This window comes from Acinetobacter sp. UBA3132, from assembly GCF_002364825.1.
GTDB classification, from domain to species: Bacteria; Pseudomonadota; Gammaproteobacteria; order Pseudomonadales; family Moraxellaceae; genus Acinetobacter; species Acinetobacter schindleri.
The window spans coordinates 1-5,941 of record NZ_DEZM01000241.1 but is presented as its reverse complement, the minus strand read 5'-3'; the positions used below and the strand labels follow the sequence as shown (position 1 = coordinate 5,941).

Sequence of the window (5,941 nt, the reverse complement as noted above, 5' to 3'; positions counted from 1 at the left end):
CCGATGGTACAGTTAAACGTGATGAGAAAAATAGTATTGTTTATGTTCTAGATGCACAAGGACAAAAAGTTCCGGAACGCGATGATCAAGACCGTATTGTTTATTTAGATAAATCTTCACGTTATGCATGGGAAACAGCTCAGGCTGGAGTTGAATCACAAGATATGTATGACCGCTGGTCAGCTAACGTAACCAAAGCCTCTGCAAGTCAAGACTATCGTAATGCATCAAATACCTTTGGCTGGATTGTTGAAATTGACCCATTTGATAACAGTGCAAATCCGGTAAAACGTACTGCACTGGGCCGTTTTGCTCACGAAGACTGTCGTGCTAGCCGTGCGATTGAAGGTGAACAGTTTGCCTTCTACATGGGCGATGACTCACGTGGTGAATACATTTACAAATTTGTCTCTGATGCAAAATGGGATCCAAAAGATATCAATACCGGCTACCGTGCTGGTGACAAATACATGAATAACGGTAAGTTCTATGTTGCCAAGTTCAATGCAGATGGAACTGGTCAATGGATTGAACTTGCTCACGGTAAAAATGGTTTAACTGCAGAAAATGCGGTATATCCTTTTAGCTCTGATGCGGATGTTTTAACTTTTGCACGTTTGGCAGGCGATGCCGTTGGTGCGACGAAGATGGACCGTCCTGAATGGGTAGCCGTTAACCCGGAGAATGGTGAAGTCTACGTTACCCTGACTAATAACAGTAACCGTGGCAATAGTTCAACACAACCTGTTGATGCTGCCAACCCACGTAATTACTCAGATCCTGAAGGCGGTAAGGGTAATGTGAATGGCCATATTATTCGCTTTAAGGAAGAAAACACTGCATCAGAAAGCTTTGAATGGGATATCTACCTGTTCGGTGCTGAAGCATCGATGGATGCCAATATCAACCTGTCGGGCTTAAATGATAATAATGATCTGTCTTCACCAGATGGTATGTGGTTTGATCCTCGCGGCGTACTCTGGATTCAGACTGACGACGGCGCTTATACAGATACCACTAACTGTATGATGCTGGCTGCCCTGCCTGGACAAGTAGGTGATGGTGGTCCAGCAACAACCTCTAATGGTCAAGCGACGATTGCGGGTGCCAAAGTAACCGATGAAAATTTACGTCGCTTCTTGACTGGTCCAAAAGAGTGTGAAATCACAGGGGTAACCATGACACCAGACTATAAGGCCATTTTCATCAATGTACAGCATCCAGGTGAAGATTCTAAAACCTTTGATGCTCCAACCAGTAACTGGCCTGCAAGTCAATCAGATCGTTCGAACAAGACCGCACGTCCACGTTCAGCAACTGTTGTGATTACGCGCAATGATGGCGGTGTTATAGCCGGTTAAATAGCTCACTTCAATTAAAATGCTGGCTCAATGCCGGCATTTTAATTTTTGAATGTTTTTTTAATTTTAAGAGTTAACTGGTCAATAAAAAAAATATTTTTGTTTAGAGTTAAATTGATATAAATATTAAAGTATGAAGTGGACTTCGGATCAATATATAAGTGAAATCCAATACAACTAATCATAGGTTCAGCTATCTTCTACTTGGAAGACTTGTAATTTGCAGCTTTATTTTTGAGTATTTTTCTAAAAAAAAGCAGGTATCCAAGGAGGGATTGATACCTGCCACTCTAAGGGAACTATATTACTATCCTGCTTCTTCAGTCTGTGAATCACAGTTAGAAACTAGCAACTTTTTCTGCACATTCACAAATCGTTGGTAACTCTCTATTAATCGATGCTGATATTAAGTCTGGTAAAATCTGGTTAACAGCTATCGAAATTTTTTCAGGATAGCCGACCTGATACGACTGACAATCTCGATGTAAAAACTGATACAGTTCTTCAGCAACAAATTCGGGACTGTCAATATTTTTTCCCAGTCTGATATTCATTTCTATTGCATTTGAATGATGAATATTGGTTTCGGTAACCCGTAATGAAAAGTATCTGAATCTGATTGAACTTTTGCTGTATTCACGGGCTAGTGCTTCGGTTGCACCACGCAAGGCAAATTGGCTGGCACAATAACTCGCATATCCAGGATAGCCAATACTGCCAAAGGTTGAACCTACATTAATGACCTGGCCAGGCGGACTGATAGATATCAATGGCAGGATCTTTTGTATCAGCTGCATTGGATAAACTGCATTAATCAGCATCATTTGTTCCATGATTTCTTGTGGCTGCTGTGTAAATAGCTTGAAATCACTGATACTGATGTTGTTAATGTAGTAGTGAATGGGTTTATTCAGCGTAGCAAGAGCTTTTACCAGCCCTTCCCTGCTTTGCTGATCGGCAAAGTTGCAATGAATTAAATCCAGTTCTAGCTGTGGATAACATTGGGCTATATTGTCATGTACTCTTTGCAGAATCTGTTGATTCTGCCCAACAAGAACCAGATTGACCCCGTTTTGGCCCAGAACCTTTGCAATAGCCTGACCAATACCAGAAGTAGCATCCATAATTGTTGCAGTTAAATTAGGCATAAATACTTTCTCTTGTTCTTAACAGAATGATTCAAGATCGAATCTGCCGCAGGTCATGTGGATCACATCACGAAAAATAACTTAGTACTTAAGATAAACGCCCAAACTTAAAAAATTCTTAATTCTGCACATAAATTTAAATATTATTTTTATTAAAAAAACACATAGAGACCATTTTTTTTAAGAGAGTTTTAAGCCTGTAATCTTAAGTTAGAGTTTCCTTTTATTGACTCATGACAGCTATGTCTTCCTACCGTTCACCCTATAAAGGCACCTCGGGAATACAGCGTATTCTGAATGCGACCCGTTATTCCTTGGCCGGCTTTAAAACAGCTTTTCAAAATGAAGCGGCCTTCAGGCAAATCCTGCTCATCAACCTGATTTTGATTCCTCTGAGCTTTGTCATGCCGGTGAGCCGGGTTGAGCAAGCACTGATGGTGGCCGTGTGCCTGCTGGCGCTAATCGTTGAATTGCTTAACTCGGCGATTGAGGCGGTGGTAGACCGTATATCCATGGAGCAGCATGAACTGTCTAAAAATGCCAAGGATATGGGCAGCGCTGCCCAGTTTGTAGCACTCAGTTTAATTACCGTGACCTGGGGTCTTATTTTAGCGGGTTACTTGATTTGATCCCTCGCCTGCTACAGCAAGAAAAATGGAAGATTTAAAATGATATCCGAGCATTCCCGGTTTTTACTGACACAAATATTGCTGCTGATTTTCAGTTTTCTGATGCTCTGGAATTTTTTTGATGTAGGTGGAGCAATTGATTTACAGCTGATTTATCCGTTCATTGACGATCAGGGACAATTTCCCCTGCGGCAACACTGGGCACTGGCCGAGCTCAATCACCGCTATGTCAAAAATCTGCTGATTCTGGTGTACATAACATTGTTAGCCGGTTGGCTGGCTTCACTGAAATGGCAGAACTGGCATCAACGGCGCTGGGAATTTGGCTATTTCTTTAGCATGGTGGTGCTGACCACGGCCTCGATTGGCATTTTAAAATCCCAGTCGGCGCATGCTTGCCCCTGGGATATGATCATTCCCACCCATGAGGGTATTTTGTGGGATTTGAGTGCTACTGCCGGACACTGTTTTCCCGGCGGACATGCATCCAGCGGTTTTGCCTTGATGGCTGGTTATTTTGTCTATCGGATTGCTAACCGCAAGCGGGCTTATTTTTTCCTGATCGCAGCAGTGATTTTAGGCTTCGCCATGGGCTGGGCGCAAATGATGCGTGGTGCGCATTTCCTGAGTCATAACCTGTGGACCGGTTGGATGATCTGGTGCATGAATGTCATTGGCTATACGCTGTTTAGCCAAAAACTATCATTGGGAAAAGCCGCTGCTCCTATACTCACTAACATCAGACAGCCTTAACTACAAAAACTGAAGCCTATCCCCTCAGGCTTCGATCACAGGAAATTTAACTTGTACACACAGGCCGCCCAGACTGCTACTTTGCGAAAATTCCAGCGTGCCACCCAGGCGCTCGGTGGCTTTATCTACAATCGACAAACCTAAACCGCTACCAATTTCAACATGGTTATGAATCCGGTAGAAACGCTGCCGGATCTGGGCGAATTGAGCAGGATCTATTCCTGCCCCACTGTCTTCAATCTTTAAAACCGCCTGCTGGCCTTGCTGAAAAATCGATACATTAATCACGCCGCCTTTCGGAGTGTATTTAATCGCGTTATCAATTAAATTATAAATAATCGAGTGCAAGGTCGAAGCTTGTCCTTGAATTCGCAATTCCTGCTGCTGTTCTAAACCCAGATCAATCTCTTTCTGTAAGGCCAGCTGAATCATCTGCTCAATGCAGGCCACGGTCATCTGATTGAGTGAAAGCATTTGTGCCGGCTCGGTTAAGCTATCGGAAGCATCCTGTTTGGCCAGACTCAATAACTGGTTGACCAGATGCTGCATGCGCAAAACGCCCTGACTCAGATTATGGAGCGAGTCGCTCTGCGGAAACTGCTGCAATAAAATTTGCAGCTGCAAGTTGAGTGCGGTCAGTGGCGTGCGTAATTCATGGGCAGAATCTGCGACAAATTGACGTTGTTCTTGTTGGGCCAGGGAAATTCGACCAAACAGATGATTCATTTCCTGAATGGTCGGTTCCAGCTCCATAGGATAATCCTTCATTTCAATCGGCTTTAATTCTTGTGCCTTACGGCTGGCCAGTTCCGTTTTAAAGTCATGCAGCGGCTGAAAATTTTTCCGGATCATCCAGCCTAAACCGAACACGGCAAAAGGCAAGAAAAGTACATAAGGCAGAAACATATTGCCAGCCAGTTCCAGCGCCAGCTCCTGCCGGACATTTTGCTGTTGACTCACCTGAATCTGCAACTGGTCACTTGGAATGATATAGGTGAGCCAGGTTCCATACGGCGTCTGATGCTTGTAAAAACCTGCTTTCTTGACCGGTGCAACCAGCACATCCTGTGGATGCAAGGGAGTAGCTGTATTTGCATAGGACCAAATATCTACAAACAAATCTTCTTCACTGTACTGTTTTTCCAGATCGATTTGGCTTTGTAGCGGTCGCGGATGATTTTCTGCAATGCGCTCGGCCAGACTTTGCATCTGTTTATCCAGCACTTCATTTATTTCTTCGAGGGCAATCCGGTAGGCAGCGAAAATCAGGATACAGCCCAGTACCAGGCTAAACAACGAAATGTAGATAATCAGGCGTTTTTGCAAAGAATAACGTTTCTGCATAAGGCTCTATCCTAAGCGATATCCTAGACCACGTATGGTACGGATGAAGTCTTTGCCTAATTTCGCCCGCAGATGATGCACATACACTTCAACGGTATTACTGCTGACATCACTATCGAAGTCATAAAGCTTGTCTTCTAGATCATTTTTAGAAAAAATTTTGCTGGGATGAGTGAGTAATGCGGTGAGAATCGACCATTCCCGATTAGACAACTCGATCGGCTGACTGTTAAAGCATGCGATATGCTGCTCCAGATCCAGTTCCAGACCACTGTGTGATAACTTTTTATGGCTCTCTGCCCCGGTATTTGGGGGACTACTGCGTCGGATCAAAGCATGAATACGGGCCAGCAGTTCATCAAATTCATAGGGTTTAATCAAGTAATCATCTGCCCCCTGATTTAGCCCATCGACCCGGTTCTGTAACTGATCCCGGGCAGAGATAATCAGCACCGGCAAATTGGGGAACTTCTGCCGGATATGTTTGAGTACCTGCATGCCATCCATCATCGGCAGGCCCAGATCCAGCAGGACAATATCATAGGCCTGCTGCTGTAACTGTTTTAAACCATCCAGGCCATTATTGACCCAGTGCACATCAAATTGATGCAGCTTGAGCAAGGTTTCAGTCGACTCGGCAATCATAAAGTCGTCTTCAATAATCAGTATTTTATGCATTTCAAGCTCTGTTCTTTAATGATGATGA

At 43.7% G+C, this 5,941-nt stretch carries 6 protein-coding genes; 3 read left to right on the top strand and 3 right to left on the bottom strand.

The window, feature by feature from the left end; genetic code table 11:
- The coding region (locus B4033_RS13585) for a PhoX family protein (RefSeq protein WP_286834685.1) at nt 1–1,361 on the top strand (1,361 nt) is incomplete at its 5' end.
- A 338-nt stretch (nt 1,362–1,699) separates the two neighbouring features.
- Here B4033_RS13585 and B4033_RS13580 read toward each other — a convergent pair.
- On the bottom strand, nt 1,700–2,509 hold the full coding sequence (locus tag B4033_RS13580) for an SDR family NAD(P)-dependent oxidoreductase (RefSeq protein WP_286834683.1): 810 nt from the start codon (nt 2,507–2,509) through the stop codon (nt 1,700–1,702).
- Nucleotides 2,510–2,751: 242 nt separating this feature from the next.
- Here B4033_RS13580 and B4033_RS13575 point away from each other — a divergent pair, with 242 nt between their 5' ends.
- Nucleotides 2,752–3,138: a diacylglycerol kinase gene (locus tag B4033_RS13575; RefSeq protein ID WP_004809311.1), complete on the top strand. Its 387-nt coding sequence runs from the start codon at nt 2,752–2,754 to the stop codon at nt 3,136–3,138.
- Nucleotides 3,139–3,177: 39 nt separating this feature from the next.
- Nucleotides 3,178–3,891, top strand: a complete 714-nt coding sequence (locus B4033_RS13570; RefSeq protein WP_111810770.1) for a phosphatase PAP2 family protein — start codon at nt 3,178–3,180, stop codon at nt 3,889–3,891.
- A 24-nt stretch (nt 3,892–3,915) separates the two neighbouring features.
- Here B4033_RS13570 and B4033_RS13565 read toward each other — a convergent pair whose 3' ends face one another.
- Nucleotides 3,916–5,235 (bottom strand): ATP-binding protein, encoded by a 1,320-nt coding sequence (locus B4033_RS13565; RefSeq protein ID WP_286834680.1) that lies wholly within the window; start codon nt 5,233–5,235, stop codon nt 3,916–3,918.
- A 6-nt stretch (nt 5,236–5,241) separates the two neighbouring features.
- Nucleotides 5,242–5,913, bottom strand: a complete 672-nt coding sequence (locus tag B4033_RS13560; protein ID WP_071320297.1) for a response regulator transcription factor — start codon at nt 5,911–5,913, stop codon at nt 5,242–5,244.
- Between the last annotated feature and the right edge of the window lie 28 nt (nt 5,914–5,941).